The organism is Lederbergia sp. NSJ-179, from assembly GCF_022867885.1.
In the GTDB taxonomy this organism is placed as follows: Bacteria; Bacillota; Bacilli; order Bacillales; family Bacillaceae_C; genus Lederbergia.
The window spans coordinates 15,840-34,011 of sequence record NZ_JALIFP010000035.1 but is presented as its reverse complement, the minus strand read 5'-3'; the positions used below and the strand labels follow the sequence as shown (position 1 = coordinate 34,011).

The window sequence follows — 18,172 nt, the reverse complement described above, 5'->3', positions numbered from 1 at the left end:
AGTTATCCACATTTACATTCTTGATTCATCTGTTAGTTTGAGGGTCGCTTCGTTCAGCTTACCGCCTCGATAATACTTCACCTTCATGGAATCGCCAACACTTTTTTCAGTATATAAGTGTTTTCTTAATTGAAGAATATCGTCCACTTTTTCTCCATCTAATTCAACAATCACATCTAGCTCCTTTAAACCTGCTTTTTGTGCTGGAGAATTTGGAACAACTGATTCAATTATGACTCCTTCTTGGACATCTTTTGGTAATTTTAATGTTTGCTCTTGATGATAAGCAGGTATCTCAGTGACATTTCGTAATGTCACTCCCATAGAAGGACGTCTCACTTCTCCAAATTTCTCTAAATCTTCAATGACTGGAACAACATAATTAATGGGAATGGAGAAGCCAATCCCTTCTACCGCTTGTGTGGCGATTTTCATTGAATTAATTCCAATCACCTGGCCACCAATATTCACGAGTGCCCCACCGCTATTCCCGGGGTTAATCGCAGCATCTGTTTGAATCACCTCTGCTTGCCAATCGGGTTTTCCATCATTATTAATATCAACCGGCACTGTTCGGTTCACACCTGAGATGATCCCCTGTGTAACAGATCCGGAAAATTGTAAGCCTAATGGATTTCCGATGGCGATCACCGGCTCACCAATTTTTAAAGCATCGGAATCCCCAAATTCAGAGATCATGTCATCGGAAATGTCTTTCGCATCAATTTCTACCACAGCAAGGTCTGTCCATACATCGCTTCCCCTTAATTCAGCCGGTACCTTTGTTCCGTCTGATAAGGTAACTTCTAGTTGGGACGCTCCTTGTACAACGTGGTGATTCGTCACAATATTGACGATGTCCCCAGCTTTTTTATACATCACTCCAGACCCTACCCCTGCTTCTTGACTTTCAGCATCGGACCAAAAACTTGATGTCTGGATATTCGTAATGCCCACCACAGCTTTAGCTGTTTTATCAACGGCGGCCGTGACATCTGTTGTCACATCAAGCGAAACATTTTTCGATGGTGGTTGATTCTTGATACCTTGATTCGTTTCCACCTGACTATGATCAGTATAGTTACTTACATTAGGATAGATCAAGACAACAAGGAGGGCACCAATGATCCCACCGATTAAACCAATCAAAAAACTTGATCCTTTCCCCCTTTTTTTATTACGGTTTGTGCTGTGATCATCGTAATAACCCACAAACACCATTCCTTTCCATCATCTCTTTACTATAGTTTGGCTTTCCTTCTTTATATTATAATCCAGAAATAAAATTTCCGAAAAAGAATCGCTTCGCCATCAGATTTTAGGATGGAATTACTGATCTTTCGGCCTGATTTGCTGAACTTGAATGGAATTACTGATCTTTCGGCCTGATTTGCTGAACTTGAATGGAATTGCTGGTCTTCCGGCTTGATTTGCTGAACTTCTGGATGGAATTGCTGATCTTCCGACTTGGTTTGCTGAACTTTCCACCGAATTGCTGAACTTCCCGACCTAATTGCTGTCACCCATATTCGGAATACAACAAGTCAATAAGGATATGGATGAAACAACACAGAATAGAGAATACTAATGGCACAATCATACCATATGTACATTTCACTATTACTCCATATTCAATGCCTACATCCTTAAACCGCCGTTAAAATCGTCGGTGTATAAGGATCTGTATCAAATAATTGAAATTGGCTGCCTACAGGCAATCCTTTTGTTTCTAATGTTTGTTGGACACTCATTCGCGCTAAATCTTTCATATTATTATCTAAGCTTAAATGGGCTAGAAAGATCCCTTTCGTTTTATCCCCGATACAATCACACATCGCAAGAGCGGCATCTTCATTGGAGACATGTCCAATATCGCTCAAAATTCGTCGTTTAATATTCCATGGGTATTTGCCCATTCTTAACATCTGTATATCATGATTGCTTTCGAATATATACATATCCGCATTGGCGATGGTCCCTTTCATGCGATCACTGACATAGCCTGTATCCGTAATTAATACTAGTTTTTTATCCCCTAAATGAAAACTATAAAACATCGGCTCCACCGCATCATGTGACACCCCGAAAGATTCTACCTGTAAGGAGCCGAAGCACTTCACCGTTTCCATTTCAAAAGTAAACTTTTGCTCTGTGGAGATCTTTCCTAATTGTCGTTCCATTGCTTGCCATGTCCGCTCATTCGCATAAATAGGCAATTGATATTTACGGGCCATGATCCCTACACCTTTGATATGGTCTACATGCTCATGTGTGACAAGAATCGCGTCTAACTTTGCAGGGTCTCGCCCAATTTGCTGAAATAATTTATCCATTTGTTTGCCACTTAATCCTGCATCCACAAGAATAGAATGGTCTTCTGTTTCAACATAAGTGGCATTCCCCGTACTCCCACTGGCGAGTACACTAAACTGCATTGACATTCCCTTCACTCCAATATCGTTTTCTCCTTATCCGGTTTCCCTTGAATAACCGTTCCCTCATAAGCGTTCACAAGCATATCCATCCGAACGCCGTCTTTTTTTACGAGGATATGCCAGGTTGGCGTTAATACCTGTGTAGCTTCCATATTAACGAGTGTATAATAGCCGAAATTAACGTCTTTAATTGTACAATTGGATAAAGCCCCTTTATGATAAAGAGCCTCTATCGCTTGAATCGGAGGAAGAACCTTTTCTTCTTCACCAGTCGACTTAATGGGATCTAACATCGTTTGATCATAAGATGCAATTTCCCCTTCTGAATTGAGATGAAAAACTAAATGAGCACTTTGGTTCATGAACAAGAATTTCTTATCCACCTGCTGATAATACGTGATTATCCCCTCCTCTTCATTATAATCCCAAAATGCGTATTGATCTCCATGTAAAATATTGTTTTCCACAAACTTGTCTAAGTCAGAATGATCATCGGATTTTTCAACTAAAAATGGCTCTTTTAATTGACTATGAATGATCTTTCCACCCTCAAGCTGGATATGTTGATCTTTTAAGTCTAATAGATCCTCTTTCGTAAAAGTCATCGTGTTTGCGCTTAAGTAATGATCTTTCACTGGTTCCTTGGGTAGTTCCCCATATTTAATCCCATCTGCCTTTAAGTTTTCTTCTATACTTGTATTCCCATTTGTGAATTCATATTGCTCTTTTTTGACCTGTAATTGAGTAAGAAGGAAGATATCTAGAATGAGAAAAGCGATAATAAAGATAGTTTTAATTTTACCCCAATCCATCTATATTCCCTCCCAACTCTTCCATATCAAAACGCATCCATGTCCCAGCATATAAATAGTACCAAGAGGGTTCTAATGTAACCACGCTTTCCGTGGTAGAATCTTTTGAAAGGCGATAACCGAGTACCAAATCCTGTAGAAGCTTTGGATTCATATTTTTATCTAAAAGCAAATGTCTCAGCACTGTATCCCCAGGCGGAAGCTCTTCCTTTGTTTGAGATGATACTGAGATCGCTAGGCTGAAATAAGGTCTTTTATATTCAGAAATTTCCTCTGTTCCCCAATTTTGTTTCACTTCTGTCATACCATTTTCATTGAACACGGGGTAATTATGAACAAACAAACGAAAAACCAGTTTTTTTTCATATACGGACATTTCGGTATAGCGATAATCATCTGTCCACCCATCATGTTCGTTGACAAAATCAATACCGCGCTTTAAAATGTCCGACTGACTTTGTTCCACATGAACCTCAGAATCTTGCCTAGGATTGACATATTTTAACACATTTGTGAGATAATCCACATTCATCATGCTTCTATCATCTGTATACTGCTCCCCATTTCCATTTGGGAAAAAGTCACGTTCGACTTTATCTGGGTCCCGGAAAAGAGCATTTTTAAATTTTCTAGGATCAGTGGTTTCTGTATAAAATTTATACTTCGTCATTTCTTTCTTATTTTCAGGTATGTAGAGTTCCCGTTGATCGGGCAATTCCAGTGCCTGATAGACCTCATACTGATCTAAATTCCGTTTGGTTGATACAAACAAGCCCTCAAGTCTGTCTGGGTTAATATGGCTCTCGTACACTCTATTGTTTTCTGTTGAAATAAAATAGACAGAGGATCCGTCCTTCGAAACTTCAGGTGACAGAATCACAATCTGGTCAAAGGATGCATTAGGGGAAGGGTCCTCCACTTGAACAATCCCTTTATATATTTCAAAAGGCACTTTATCTGGGTAATCAATGACAATCCGATTATCGGAATGCTGCAACTCCTGAACTTTTTCAGGTTGTAAAGTCTGACCGATTCCAATATCATAAAAATCCCATGTGCTGATTTCTGTTAAGATGGATTGAATGATTTCTTTCTCTTGGCTACCATAATGAACACCATCCGCATGATACAAAATACGATTGGGCTTAATCAGTTCGGTTACATCCTTTCGAACTGCAATCGAAATATCATGGACATTTTTCTGATTCATGGGTTCATATTTAGGCTGATAGGTCCAAAAGCTCCATGTCAGTATGATACTTAAACCGACAAGTAGAAACAGTACTATTGATTTTAAGGTTTCATATTTCACAACCAATCATCCTCTTGTCCAGGGTTATATGGCAATGTAAAGATAATGGTCGTCCCTTTTCCTTCTTGGCTTTTCGCCCATATATCCCCGCCATGAACACCGATAATTTCCTTGGCAATCGCAAGACCAAGCCCTGTACCACCGAGCTGCCTTGTCCGCGCACGATCAACCCGATAAAAACGTTCAAAGACCTTCTCTATATTTTCCTTTGGAATTCCAATGCCTTGGTCACTAATGCTCACTTCAATATGATCATCAAGCAATTTTACCCGAAAGGTCACTGTTCCTCCTTCAGGTGAATATTTCAGCGCATTGGAAATGATATTGTCAATGACCTGTGTGAGCTTATCTTCATCAAGCTCAACAAACACGGCTTCTTTCGGTAGGAGACGTCTGAAGTGAACATTTCTCTCTTTTGTCATTTCAAAACGATCAATGATTTGATTAAGAAAAGGGACAAAATTGACCCAGCCCGGTGTGATCGTATAATTCCGGCTATCCATTTTTGATAAATCCAAAAGATCATTTACAAGTCGAATCATCCGTTCCGTCTCATTTTGCGCCACCCCCAGAAAGCGTGGACCTAATTGCTCATCCTTAATCGCACCCTCAGATAAGGCCTCTAAATAACTTCTCATCGTTGTTAGAGGTGTTCGTAACTCATGAGAAACATTCGAAACAAATTCCCTTCGCTCACGGTCCAATTTCTCCTGTTCTGTCACATCATGCAGGACAACAATCAATCCATTTATAAACCCAGTCTCTCGCTGAATCACAGACGTATTTGCTCGTAAAATAAGATGAGATTCCTTCGTACTGTAATCTAAAATAATCGATTCTTGCTCAGCAAGCAAATCTTCAAAACTATAATCCTCCTGAAGTTCTAAAATGTTAGTAATCGGTTGAGAGAGAACTGTTTCACGTGAAACATTCAACATTTCCGCTGCCCGCTCATTAATTAAAATCGTTCTTCCCTTTCGATCTGTCGCAATCACTCCATCTGTCATAAAAGAGAGGACAGAAGAAAGCTTTCTTCGCTCTCCCTCTGTTGTGACATGGGCTTCCTGCAATCTTTTTGTTAAATGATTAAAGGATTGGGCAAGCTGTCCAATCTCATCTTTCCCATAGACACGAACTTTCCGCGAAAAATTTCCTTTTGCCATAGCCGAAGCTTGTTTTTTCATATCTGAGATAGGTCTTGTAATCATTCTTGCCAATAAGATCCCAAGAAGAGCTGTAACAAGCATGGCGATTAAGGTACCCGTAATAAAAATATTGTTAATTTCATCTAATTGTTCAAAAACGGTCTCAATTTTGGCCACCAAAAAGATCGCCCCAACCACTTCGCCATTGTTAGTAATGGGGGAAGTTAAGACCCAAAACCGTCCTTCTGACTTTTTATCAAATTGAATTTTATCCAGATCTTCCCCATTCTCAATCGTTCTTTTCACCATAATATCAGGCGTTTTTTGTCCGACAATACCTTGGTTATCAGGCTCTGATGTCCCCATAACTACACTGCGATTATTGATAATCCGTACTTCAGAAATATCGGGCGCTGTAAAATCGAAAAGCAATCTTCTAATTTCTTCTTCAAGAGGGGGGACATCCTCTCCTGTACGATCCTTATTAAGTTCTTCTTTAATATTATATTCTAATAAGGGAATGCGCCCTTTAATTCCATTTTGGAAATTTTCTATCCATTGCTCCTCTAATTTTCCCACGAAATAAACACCGATAACTTGAATAGCGATTAAAATTAATAGCACATAAATAAGGACAAATTTCATCTGAATCGAACGAAAAAAGCCTACTTTCCGCATGAAAATTACTCCTGTTCAGGAGTGCGCAAATAATAACCGACTCCTCTTCTTGTTACAATCCACATCGGATGGCTTGGATTGTCTTCTACCTTTTCACGCAATCTCCTCACCGTTACATCCACTGTACGAACATCTCCAAAGTAATCATAACCCCAGACCGTTTGCAGAAGATGCTCTCGAGTCATGACTTGCCCAATATGTTTAGCTAAATAATGAATTAATTCAAATTCACGATGGGTCAGCTCAATCGTCTCCCCATTTTTTGTGACAACATAGGCATCTGGATGAATCGTCAAAGCTCCTACCGTAATTTCATTACTGGCTTCATCCTCAGCATTCTGGGCAATTTGTGTATGGCGACGTAAATTCGCTTTAACGCGTGCAATTAATTCTCTTGTACTGAAAGGCTTTGTGACATAATCGTCCGCCCCTAACTCAAGTCCTAATACTTTATCAATTTCTGAGTCTTTCGCTGTTAACATAATGATCGGCATATCATATTTCTTGCGCACTTCTCTACACACTTCCATCCCGTCACGATTCGGAAGCATGATATCCAGAAGAATCATATCTGGCTTCATTTCTTCGACAAGCTGTAATGCTTCCTCCCCATCATAGGCACATTGAACGGTAAATCCTTCTTTTTTTAAATTAAACTGCAGAATGTCTGCAATTGGCTTTTCATCATCAACAACAAGAATCTTTTTATCCATAGCCGCTAATCTCCCTTTCATAATCTCAGTAATGAAATACAGACCCAAAAGAAAATCATCTGTTTCTGGGGGCAAAGTTTATTCTAATTAAGACAACGTCCTATCTCATAACAATATATAGACATTATATAAGTCAAAGTTGCTTTAGCACTATCTATACTCTATAGAAAATAGTTCCATACTTTTGTGTTGTATTCTAGATATCTCATTTATTTTACCATACGAAAAGAGACAGGTCCAAAGGAGTTCGTCACTCTTAAGGCTCTGTCCCATTGTACTTTATGGTAAAAGTTCCGCTGCTTACCAAATTACAATCTATAAATAACCATTTTTCCTTCTTGCTTCATCTCCGTCTCGCCTTTTGGCATTGTATCATTTTCAATCGTTCTCGCTCTATCACAATATGAAGCAAAGGCTTGGTCAATAGGGTATTTAGTTTTTGAAACATAAAAAAAGCATTGCGAGAGGCTACGTCGTCGCAATACTCCTTGAGGAAAAATGTAATGAATGTTCATTATATTAACATGAACTTTTGAGCTTGGCAACAGCTTTCGACAAAATAACAGTAAAATGAACATTATTACAGTTCTTTAGACTTAGATTTATCTATATCTATTGATGGAGTACGATTCTTTTTCACACATATTGACGAGGCACAAAGGACGAACATGTTCCTAACGAAAATAAATGTAACTCATGCATGGCTCTTGTACAGGCGGTGTAAAATAAATTTCTTTCCGTTTCTCTTCCATATTGCTGTTCGGAGGCATTATAAAGAATGACCGCATCAAATTCGATTCCCTTTGCAAGATAGGAGGGCAAAATAACCGTCCCTTTTTCGTAGGAATTCGCATCTTTTTTTATCATCCGTACTTCCATTTTATCCTTTAACAACTCATAAGCCTTCTCACTTTCCGCGGCGGTCTTACAAATAATCGCTATCGTTTCATGCCCTTTTCCTTTCAGTTTTTCAACACAATCCATGATGCCACTTTGCAAAGATTCAAGATCTTCTACCACCGTCACACTCGGCCTTTCTCCATCTCGATGAAAGGGTTCTATGAATTCACCACCAGAAATCATTTCCCTTGTGAATTCCACAATCGGTTTTGTAGATCGATAACTTTTCGTGAGAGTTATTTTTTCTTCCCCTTCGAGATCAGCATTTAATAAGGTTGGTGCATGGATGGAATGCGCATAAATTGCTTGATTCATGTCTCCCAATATCGTCATTTTGCTATTCGGAAATTGCTGTTGCAAAAATTCAAATTGAAAGGGGGAGTAATCCTGTGCCTCGTCAATGAATAAATGGCGAATCATCGTATTCGCCTTTCTCCCCTCTAATTGATCCTGTAAATATATATAAGGGGTTGCATCTTCGTAAGGAATCGTTCGTTTCTCTAACTGATGCATGGTATCTTGGCAAATGAGCCGCCAATCTTCCGGCCAAGCAAATTCTTCTGACTCAAGAAGCTCCCGGTATAATGCTTCGACATTTAAAAATTTCAACTGTTTGAGTATTCGCCGAATCGGTTTTAGGTGTTTGCTCACGATCCTTTTCGCCAAAAACCGCTCTTCTTGTTCCACACCATCAAAAGATTCTTCATCCTGCGTCTCTTTCTTTTGCACTTGGCGAAATGCTTCCAAATAATCCTCCTTATCCATTAGCTCGGCTTCTTCTAACACCCAATCCTTCTCTCGTTCTTCTCGAGCGAAAGTGGAAAGATCTTTTATTAAATGCTCCGCTGTTAACTTTAAGCGATTCGGAATCGAAATGTTCGTGTCAAAAGAATAGAATAAATCATGAATGCTTTGCGCTGAAAAAAGAACTTCTCCTCGAAAATAAATCGGCTTACATATAAGGCCCTGAATCGATAAGTTTGCAACGAATTGATCGATGATTTTTTTATAGGCTACACTGGATTTAAACCGTATGCCTTTCATTCGTCTCTCATATTCCGGTTCATTCATGGCTGTTAATGTATATTCCATTTGCGAATAAGGATCCTCCACTGTAAACTTTTTCCCGAATCGTGAAAAGAGGTATTGCTGATAGGTTGTTTGCACCATATTCTCTTCTCCTAATTCGGGAAGCACCGTTGCCACGTAACTATTAAATAATGGGTTGGGAGAAAAAAGCATTATATTTTCAGATGTTAAACTATTTCGGTAGCGATATAGTAAATAGGCCACTCGCTGTAATGCGGCAGAAGTTTTTCCACTTCCTGCTACTCCTTGTACAACTAAATATTTGCTTTTTTCATTACGGATAATATGATTTTGTTCACGTTGAATTGTCGCCACAATACTCTTCATCTGTGTATTGGCTGTTCCACCTAACACTTCTTGCAACAATTGATCGCCAATGGTGACACCTGTATCGAACATCCCCTTTAGCTTACTTCCCTTAATGATATACTGTCTTTTTAACTCCATCTTCCCTTCTATTTTACCGGATGGCGTGAGATAGGATGCTTCACCAGGAGAATGATCATAATAGAGACTCGAAATGGGGGCACGCCAATCATAAATCAAAAACTCCTCATCCTGTTGATCCATTAAAGAGGCAATCCCAATATAAATACGTTCCGTCTCTTGCTCACCCGTCTCCCTGAAATCAATCCGACCAAAATATGGCGATTGATTTAAACGAATCAATTGCTGTACTTTTTTATAGAATTGCCCATGGTTTCTCTCCTGTTCGGCTAAAAGCTCTGCCTGCTGTTTAATACTCATAAACGTCTCCAAAACGTCATCGGGATGATCTAAATTAATGGTGACATCCTTCCAAAAGTCACGACGTTGTTCGATAATTCCTTCCTTTAAGCCCCCCATACTTACTTTGAGATTTTCAATTTTTTCCTTAATCACCTGCTGAATCCATTCAATTCGTGATTGTTCCTTCTTCCATTCCTCATTCATTCGTCCCCACCACTCCTTTTAAAAAAATATGCTTGACACCAAAGTTTATTTGTAGTACAATATATATTGGGTATATATATGAAAATAGATATATTTTGACACATTCTTTAATATAACATATTTTCCGCGACATCTCAACGGTAAAATAGGTTTTTTTCATTTATTCTTTTTTATCTGGGATGGTTAGTGGTTCAGGTTTGGGACAATGGCTATTTTTTTAAAAAAGATCAAAGTTTCATTTGGCACTCTCGACAATAATAAAAAGGGATGACCCAGTTTCTGCGATCTGGGTCATCCCTTTTAAATTGGTAGTGAACCATCTATGGACCATCCTCCATACCTACTCTGCCCCTATTAAAAATGCCTCTTACTCTTTTATTCAACATTAACCTTTAACCGCTCCGGCAGTCATACCCGCAACAATCTTCTTATTAAAGAAGATAAATAGAATGAGCGGAGGTATGGAGATTAATAATACGTCGGCAAAAAGTAAATGATAGGAAGTTCCATAAATGCCCGTAAAATTATAAAGCGTTAACTGAACAGTCGCATTTTCTGCACCAGGAAAAAAATACAACATATTTTCGAAATCATTATAGATTTGTATCGATGATAAAACGATTACTGTTGAAGTTACCGGTTTTAATAAAGGAAATATAACCCGAAAAAATAAATTGATTGGACCACATCCATCGATGAAGGCAGCTTCATCAAGTTCGCGTGGTATAGTTGCTGCAAATGCCATATATAATAAGCAGGCAAAGGAGAAATGCAAAGCTGATTCTAGCAATACGATCCCATGTAAGGTTTTAAAAATACCTAGGGATTGGAGAACAAAAATCGTCGGTACAATAGCTGGCGGAATCATGAGTCCTATCAGGATAACGTAGTTTAATTTTTTCGAAAGCCCTTTCCTTCGTTGCAAAATAAAACCAGTCATAGAGCATACAAATATCAAAATGATGATGGATGATATTGTAATAAAGGTGCTGTTAAAAAATGCCCGTAAGACAATTCCATCATTCATTGTGAGTACCTCTTTATAGTTTTCAATAATATGAAAAGTATCGGGTATGGATAAGCTCAAAGTTGCTGCTCCTTCACTACTTTTAAATGAATTTATGATGACAAAGTAAAAAGGAACACCAAAAAAGATGGCGGCAAACAAAACGGCCAAAATTTCTGTCGACAATAAACCTATTTTTTCCTTCCTAAATATTGACTTTTTGGAAATCGCTGCTTCTGTACCCTCAGTTACCGTAAGATCGTTAGTTCTCTTATAATTCTCGCTCATAGGTCCACCTCTTTACGATTGAGAAATTTAAAAATCGGAAATGCAATGAACCCAACAAAAAGGAATAAAAGTACATTTCCAGCAGTTGCCAGGCCGAAAAAGCCGCTGGCGTATTGCTTATAAACAATGGAAGCAAGTAAGTCCGTACTAAATCCTGGGCCTCCCCCTGTCATTGCCCAGATTAAATCAAAATTACGAAGCCCCCCAATCAGAGCTAAAATGATAACTGTATTCATAGCGGGGCGAGACAATGGCATAGTAAGATAAAAAAGGGATTGGAATGAATTGCCTCCATCGATTTCTAAGGCTTCATAATAATGTTTAGGGATGGCCGTAATACCTGCAATAAAGATTACTGTTGCGATTCCTACCCCTTTCCATATATCTGTAAAGGCAACAGAAAAAAGGGCAATATTTGGATCGCCTAGCCAATTAGGGCCTGAAATGCCGATCTTCTCAAAGGCAGCATTGATGATTCCAACAGTTGGGTGCATCATTGATTTAAATGTTACACCAACTGCAATTGTACTAAGAAGGGCTGGAAAGAATACAATGGATCGAAGGAAATCTTTGTTTCTTATTTTCGAACAAAGAAAGACAGCTAGTAAGAAACCAATAATCGTCTTCCCTACCATCGTAGTAAATGCAAACACAAGTGTATTCCGAAAACCAATCCGTAGGGAGGGTTCTTGAAAAAATTGAATAAAGTTATCTAATCCAATAAACTCCCAATCTTCTAAAGTCCACCAAGTCAAACTATAAAACAAGGACATCGCCGTTGGCCATAGAAATAGCACTCCATAGATCATTCCCGCTGGTATAAGAAAGTAATAAGGATAAAGTTTTTTTGTTATTCCATCCATTTAGTACCCTCTCCTAAAAAATTAGTATGAACGCCATCTCTTACCATTCGAGACCAAGCTGTTTAGCTTGCTTTTCAACATCTTTATCATAAGATTTGGCAGCTTCTGAGGCCTTCATTGTCCCACTACCTACAGAAGTACATAATTGTGCTAAATTAGGGCCTTTAATGGGAGATACGAACTCAAGAGCAGGCGTAACATTCCCAGCATCAAAGTATTTCGCCATATCTTTCACCGCTTCATAAGAATCTTCTGGGATTTCTATATCTTCTAACACATAAGGGCCAACACTTTTTTGTTTAGTTTCATAAAGTTCAATTCCTTTTTTTGAAATATAAAACTCCATCCATTTTTTAGCTGTCTCAACATTTTGTGATTCCTTACTAATCAAAATCGTATCAGGCATCCAGACAGTCAATCCATTTATTTCAGGGTTATCACTAGGTTGTGGAAATACCCCAATATCATTGATTTTATCTGGATATTTTTCAGCTATGATGGGCAGCATTTGGGCTAGCATGGGGTAATGCACACCGTCTCCTTCTGCAAGCAATTGCATGCCTTGGTCGTATGTTGCAACCGTATAATCTTCATTCATATATTTTTTTTTGCCAATTTCTTCAATTCTTTCAAACCCTCTTCGTGCAGCAGGAGTTGTCGCATACTTCGCCTTTCCTGCCGTATACTCCTCAGCAAAATTAGGAATTTCAGCCTGTAAATTATAAAAATCAGCCAGTATAGGCAGTTGTGATGTCCAAAGCTCACCATACGTACCAATAACAGCAGTCTTTCCAGCAGCTTTGATGATGTCATTATTTTCCATTAACTCATCCCATGTTTTGGGGATCTGAAGTCCTAATTCTTCGTATACTTTTTTGTTATAAAACCACGCACCTACTTGGCTAGATTGAACAGGTATGCCAAAAGCTTTATTGTTGTCGCTCACTACCTCTATATATGAATCTACTATTTTTTCCATAAATGTTTCATCTGATAGATCGATAAAATGCTTCTCGGGATTAAGCGCCTTTAACAGAGAGCCAGAATTATAGACAATGAGATCAGGCATTCCCCCTGTAGCCAAACGAGTTTTTACAATATTCACTCCTTCTGGCCCACCTGGGCGTAATTCGACATTTGTTTTGATATTTAATTCTTGTTCGATCGCCTCAATAACGGCTCGAAAGCCTGAATTGTCAGCCGTATCCGAAATTAGGATGTTTAAAGTAACATCACCGTTATTCCCGCTTCCAGAAGTTGAAGTGGTTTGATTGTTGTTTTTGTCTGAGCTACATGATAGAAGTAAAAAGGGAATGAACAAAAAACTTGTTATCAATATCGCTTTCCTAACTTTGATTCTACTCATATCCGTCTCCACCCTTTTTGCAAATTCGCCTTCTTTTCTTCTTAACCAATTAGGCCAATCCTAAATATATCTATATTTTACAACTTGGCGTATCATGAATCATGGTCAATCAAGCCTTTTCTCTGGCCTATTCGGTCAATTATTTAGATTGTTCGATTGACATAGTTAATCACCGTTTAATAATTGCTCCTTTATCAATTGTTATCCACAAAAGGGCCTATCAAGAAAAGCGCAAGCGCCCGTTTAGCGACGTACAAACTTTTTAGGGGCCTGACGAGATAAAGGAAACACGATGAACCCGAAGGGTGAATCGATGTTGACTTATCGTAGGAAGGCACCGAAAGTTTGCTAGTCGCTGGGCGCTGGAGCTAGATCCAACATTAGCCAAAATTTATACTTTCCTATCCTGTAAGAAAAGCGCAAGCGCCTTGTTCAGCCCCGACAAGCAAATGTTCTGAGCCAATAAAAGTCCGGTTTTGACTTTTATTGGCTCAGGTTATTTGACCTCGAGGGGCTAGGCGCTGGAGCTAGATCCAAACATTAGCCAATTTTTATACTTTCTTACCTATTTAAAAAGGCATCTTGCCCTCTTAGGGAAGATGCCTTTTTTCTATTAAGCTCCGGATGGTACAGCCGTATCATCAAAGCGCCGTTCTAAATTTACAAATTTATTATATTCTTTTACAAAAGCTAATTGAACCGTACCGACCGGGCCATTCCGCTGTTTGGCGATAATGATTTCAATAATATTCTTGTTTTCTGATTCATGATCATAATAATCATCCCGATATAGAAAGGCAACAATATCCGCATCTTGCTCAATACTTCCTGATTCCCTGATGTCAGACATCATTGGGCGCTTATCTTGACGCTGCTCTACTCCACGCGATAACTGCGATAGAGCAATCACAGGAACCTCTAGTTCACGCGCAAGAGCTTTTAAAGAACGGGAAATTTCCGAGACTTCTTGTTGCCGGTTTTCCTTTGAACGCCCACTACCTTGAATTAATTGTAAGTAATCAATTAAAATCATGCCAAGTCCATGTTCTTGTTTCAAACGACGACATTTTGAGCGAATCTCTCCAATTTTAATCCCAGGTGTATCATCAATGTAAATCCCTGAATTCGAAAGACTTCCCATCGCCATCGTTAATTTTCCCCAGTCTTCATTTGTGAGGGAACCTGTCCGTAAATTTTGCGCATCAATATTTCCTTCTGCACAAAGCATCCGCATCACAAGCTGTTCCGCGCCCATTTCTAGACTAAAAATCGCTACATTTTCCTCTGTTTTCGTTCCAACATTTTGGGCAATATTTAAGGCAAAAGCTGTCTTCCCAACAGATGGACGTGCCGCTACAATGATTAAATCATTTCGTTGGAAACCAGCCGTCATGCGGTCAAGCTCTGCAAACCCAGTTGGAATTCCTGTTATATCTCCTTTTCTATTATGAAGTAGTTCAATATTATCATACGTACGAACAAGTACATCTTTTATATCTTGAAAGTCACCTGCATTTTTTCTTTGGGCAACTTCCATAATTTGCTTTTCAGCCTCATCAAGAACGGCTTCTACTTCATCTTCTCGTGAATAACCATCTTTTACAATATTCGTTGCCGTTCGAATGAGGCGTCGTAGCAAAGACTTCTCTTCAACAATTCGTGCATAATAGCCCATATTAGCAGCGGTTGGAACAGATACAGCTAATTCACTTAAATAAGAAATACCCCCAACATCTTCAAGGGTTTTAGTAGCCGCAAGTTCCTCTGAAACCGTGACCAAATCAACGGCCTTTCCCATTTCAGTTAATTTCATCATACAATCAAAAATTTTTTGATGACCGCTCCGATAAAAATCTTCTGGCAAAAGAATTTCTGTTGCAAGCATCATGGAAGAAGGTTCTAGGAAAATGGCTCCCAGAACAGCCTGTTCAGCTTCAATGTTTTGCGGTGGTGTCCGATCTAAAAACAACTCACTCACTTCAGTTTCTCTCCCCTAGCTTAATATCAATCCATTTTTTAACCTAACTATCATTATACTATTTTTCATGAAAAGAATCTCGTCCACTTTCCATATTCCTTTCGAGAAATCCTTTTCATTTATGTTCGTTTCACCAATAACGATAATAAAAAAACCGTCCCAATTCTGCTCCTTATCAGAACGTTTGAGACGGTTTTCATATGATATGAGTCCGATATATTTTTTATTTTTCCTCGGAAACATGGACATTCAATGTAGCAGTGACATCCTGATGAAGCTTAACTGGGACTTTTGTAACACCAAGTGAACGAATGGCATCATCTAATAAAATTTTCCTTTTATCCACTTTGATCTGATGTGTTTTTTTCAATTCAGCAGCAATTTGTTTGCTTGTAATCGAGCCAAATAAACGACCACCTTCACCCGACTTCGCTTGTAGCTCGACAGTCAGTTGTTCCATTTCTTCTTTGAGTTTTTTTGCTTCTTCTAACTCTTGCTTAGCTGCTTGCTGTTCTTTCTTCTTTTGATTGTCTAGTGACTTTATATTGCCTGATGTTGCTTCAATGGCTAATCCATTCTTGATCAGGAAATTATGGGCATACCCATCTGCCACATTTTTCACATCGCCTTTTTTCCCTTTCCCTTTTACATCTTTTAGAAAAATTACCTTCATGATTCCTGACTCCCTTCTATATATTCATCAATGACCTGTTTTAATTTTAATTCTGCTTCTACAACCTCATATCCTTCAAGTTGCACAGCGGCATTAGATAAATGTCCCCCTCCACCCAAGGCTTCCATAATGATTTGCACATTGATTTCACCTAAGGATCTTGCACTAATGCCTACAAGATTATCTGACCGTTTTGAAATCACAAAGGAGGCTTTTACTTCATCCATCGTTAATAAAATATCAGCCGCCTGGGCAATCATTACTGGATTATACACCTCATTCTCATCTGCACTCGCTATGGCTATCCCATCTCGATATAATTCGGTTGTTTCGATAAGCTTTGAGCGTTGAATATAAGTCTGAATATCCTCTTTCAAGAAGCTTTGCACCATCACCGTATCAGCACCTTGTGTCCGTAAATAGGAAGCCGCATCAAAGGTTCGTGAACCTGTTCGAAGTGTAAAGCTTTTTGTATCGACGATAATGCCGGATAATAAGGCCGTTGCTTCTAAAGCATTTAATTTTTTATCCTTTGGCTGATATTCTAGTAATTCGGTTACTAATTCAGCCGTTGAAGAGGCATAAGGTTCCATATAAACCAATAACGGCTTTTTGATAAAATCTTCACTTCGACGATGATGATCCATGACCACAATTCTTTCAGTTTTTCCTAATAATTTTTCCTCAATCACTAGCGCTGGCTTATGGGTATCCACCACAACCAATAAAGTCTGGTCTGTGATTAATTCCATTGCTTCATCGGGGGTAATCAATTTGGAATAAAGTTCCGGATAGGCCTGCATTTCTTCAATAAGTCTTTGTACAGAAATATCGATGTGATCAAAATCTATGACGATATAACCATCAATTTGATTCAATTCTGCTGTTTTCCGAATCCCAATCGAGGCCCCAATGGCGTCCATGTCAGGAAATTTATGCCCCATCACGATCACTTGATCACTTTCGACCATTAACTCTCTTAACGCATGAGAGATCACGCGTGCCCGCACTCGTGTACGTTTCTCCGTTGGATTGGTTTTTCCACCATAAAATTTAAGCTTCCCATTTGGTAACTTAATGGCTACTTGGTCTCCACCTCGACCTAATGCCAGATCTAGACTGGACTGTGCTAGCTCCCCTAACTCAGGAAGTGAGAAGTCACCAATACCAATCCCAATGCTTAAAGTAAGCGACACATTTTCTTTCCCGGTCGATTCCCTGACTGTATCTAAAATAGAAAATTTTTCTGCTTCTAACTTTCTAAAAATCTTTTCATTCAATAAAATCACAAATCTGTCAGATGATGTTCTTTTTAAAAAGATGCCATGCTCTAAAGCCCAAGCATTTAATAAGGATGTAATTAAATTACTTAAACCACTCCGAGCCTGATCATCCATTCCTTGTGTCGCGTCATCATAATTATCCATGACAATAATGCCGATCACATCCTTATTATCAGCATATTGTCTTGCTAAAGCCATTTGTTCCGTTACATCAAAGAAATAAATCAACTTTTCTTCCTGTTTGATGATCACCCGAAATTTTTGATGACCAATCGTTACAATATCTGTCTCAATGCCCTGCTTTATTAATGGGATAAGCTGCTCCCCCGTTTCATAGAGAGAACGACCGATTAGTGAATTTTCATTAAAACAGGATGCCATATAAGAATTGGACCACTCAATATAATAATCGTCGTTGAAAAGCAAGATTCCAATTGGCATTTCCAGCAGGGCTTCTTCTCCGACCTTCTTTACACGATAAGAAAGAGTTTTGACATACTCTTCTCTCACCTTCACCAACCTATTTTCCAAATAAACAGCAACCAAAAACAGGGCTAAGAGCATAAAAGCACCCACTAGCGCAACCCATATATTTGTCAAGCCTATATAGACAAGCAAAACGGCTGATACGGCCATGATCCCATATAATGGATATAGCATTTTGCGCTCTTTTAAATAAGAAGGCATCCCTTCAGCTC

At 38.8% G+C, this 18,172-nt stretch carries 13 protein-coding genes; all 13 read right to left on the bottom strand.

From position 1 onward, the window contains the following. Positions 1-12: 12 nt before the first annotated feature. The gene (locus MUB24_RS18685; RefSeq protein ID WP_313898476.1) at positions 13-1,212 is read right to left on the bottom strand and encodes a S1C family serine protease; all 1,200 of its coding nucleotides are present in this window, start codon (positions 1,210-1,212) and stop codon (positions 13-15) included. Between the two features lie 434 nt (positions 1,213-1,646). Next, positions 1,647-2,441, bottom strand: a complete 795-nt coding sequence (locus MUB24_RS18680; RefSeq protein WP_244706769.1) for an MBL fold metallo-hydrolase — start codon at positions 2,439-2,441, stop codon at positions 1,647-1,649. Positions 2,442-2,446: 5 nt separating this feature from the next. Beyond that, positions 2,447-3,247 carry a two-component system regulatory protein YycI gene (locus MUB24_RS18675; RefSeq protein WP_244706767.1) on the bottom strand — a complete coding sequence of 267 codons (801 nt, stop codon included), beginning with the start codon at positions 3,245-3,247 and terminating at the stop codon, positions 2,447-2,449. Further along, positions 3,234-4,559 carry a YycH family regulatory protein gene (locus tag MUB24_RS18670; RefSeq protein WP_244706765.1) on the bottom strand — a complete coding sequence of 442 codons (1,326 nt, stop codon included), beginning with the start codon at positions 4,557-4,559 and terminating at the stop codon, positions 3,234-3,236. The genes MUB24_RS18675 and MUB24_RS18670 overlap by 14 nt, the downstream gene beginning before the upstream one ends. After that, a complete protein-coding gene (gene walK, locus MUB24_RS18665) occupies positions 4,556-6,382 on the bottom strand; it encodes a cell wall metabolism sensor histidine kinase WalK (protein ID WP_244706763.1) in 1,827 nt (608 codons plus the stop codon). The genes MUB24_RS18670 and walK overlap by 4 nt, the downstream gene beginning before the upstream one ends. Positions 6,383-6,387: 5 nt before the next feature. Further along, positions 6,388-7,095 carry a response regulator YycF gene (gene yycF / locus MUB24_RS18660; RefSeq protein WP_244706761.1) on the bottom strand — a complete coding sequence of 236 codons (708 nt, stop codon included), beginning with the start codon at positions 7,093-7,095 and terminating at the stop codon, positions 6,388-6,390. Between the two features lie 636 nt (positions 7,096-7,731). Then, the gene (gene helD / locus MUB24_RS18655; RefSeq protein WP_244706759.1) at positions 7,732-10,017 is read right to left on the bottom strand and encodes an RNA polymerase recycling motor HelD; all 2,286 of its coding nucleotides are present in this window, start codon (positions 10,015-10,017) and stop codon (positions 7,732-7,734) included. Between the two features lie 385 nt (positions 10,018-10,402). After that, on the bottom strand, positions 10,403-11,311 hold the full coding sequence (locus tag MUB24_RS18650) for a carbohydrate ABC transporter permease (RefSeq protein ID WP_244706757.1): 909 nt from the start codon (positions 11,309-11,311) through the stop codon (positions 10,403-10,405). Then, positions 11,308-12,174 carry a carbohydrate ABC transporter permease gene (locus MUB24_RS18645; protein ID WP_244706756.1) on the bottom strand — a complete coding sequence of 289 codons (867 nt, stop codon included), beginning with the start codon at positions 12,172-12,174 and terminating at the stop codon, positions 11,308-11,310. The genes MUB24_RS18650 and MUB24_RS18645 overlap by 4 nt, the downstream gene beginning before the upstream one ends. Positions 12,175-12,214: 40 nt before the next feature. Further along, the gene (locus MUB24_RS18640; RefSeq protein WP_244706754.1) at positions 12,215-13,540 is read right to left on the bottom strand and encodes an ABC transporter substrate-binding protein; all 1,326 of its coding nucleotides are present in this window, start codon (positions 13,538-13,540) and stop codon (positions 12,215-12,217) included. Between the two features lie 613 nt (positions 13,541-14,153). Continuing rightward, positions 14,154-15,518: a replicative DNA helicase gene (dnaB, locus tag MUB24_RS18635; RefSeq protein WP_244706752.1), complete on the bottom strand. Its 1,365-nt coding sequence runs from the start codon at positions 15,516-15,518 to the stop codon at positions 14,154-14,156. Between the two features lie 223 nt (positions 15,519-15,741). Beyond that, entirely contained in the window at positions 15,742-16,191 is a 450-nt protein-coding gene (gene rplI / locus MUB24_RS18630; RefSeq protein WP_244706750.1) for a 50S ribosomal protein L9, read from the bottom strand. Further along, positions 16,188-18,161: a DHH family phosphoesterase gene (locus MUB24_RS18625; protein ID WP_244706748.1), complete on the bottom strand. Its 1,974-nt coding sequence runs from the start codon at positions 18,159-18,161 to the stop codon at positions 16,188-16,190. The genes rplI and MUB24_RS18625 overlap by 4 nt, the downstream gene beginning before the upstream one ends. Positions 18,162-18,172: the final 11 nt, after the last annotated feature.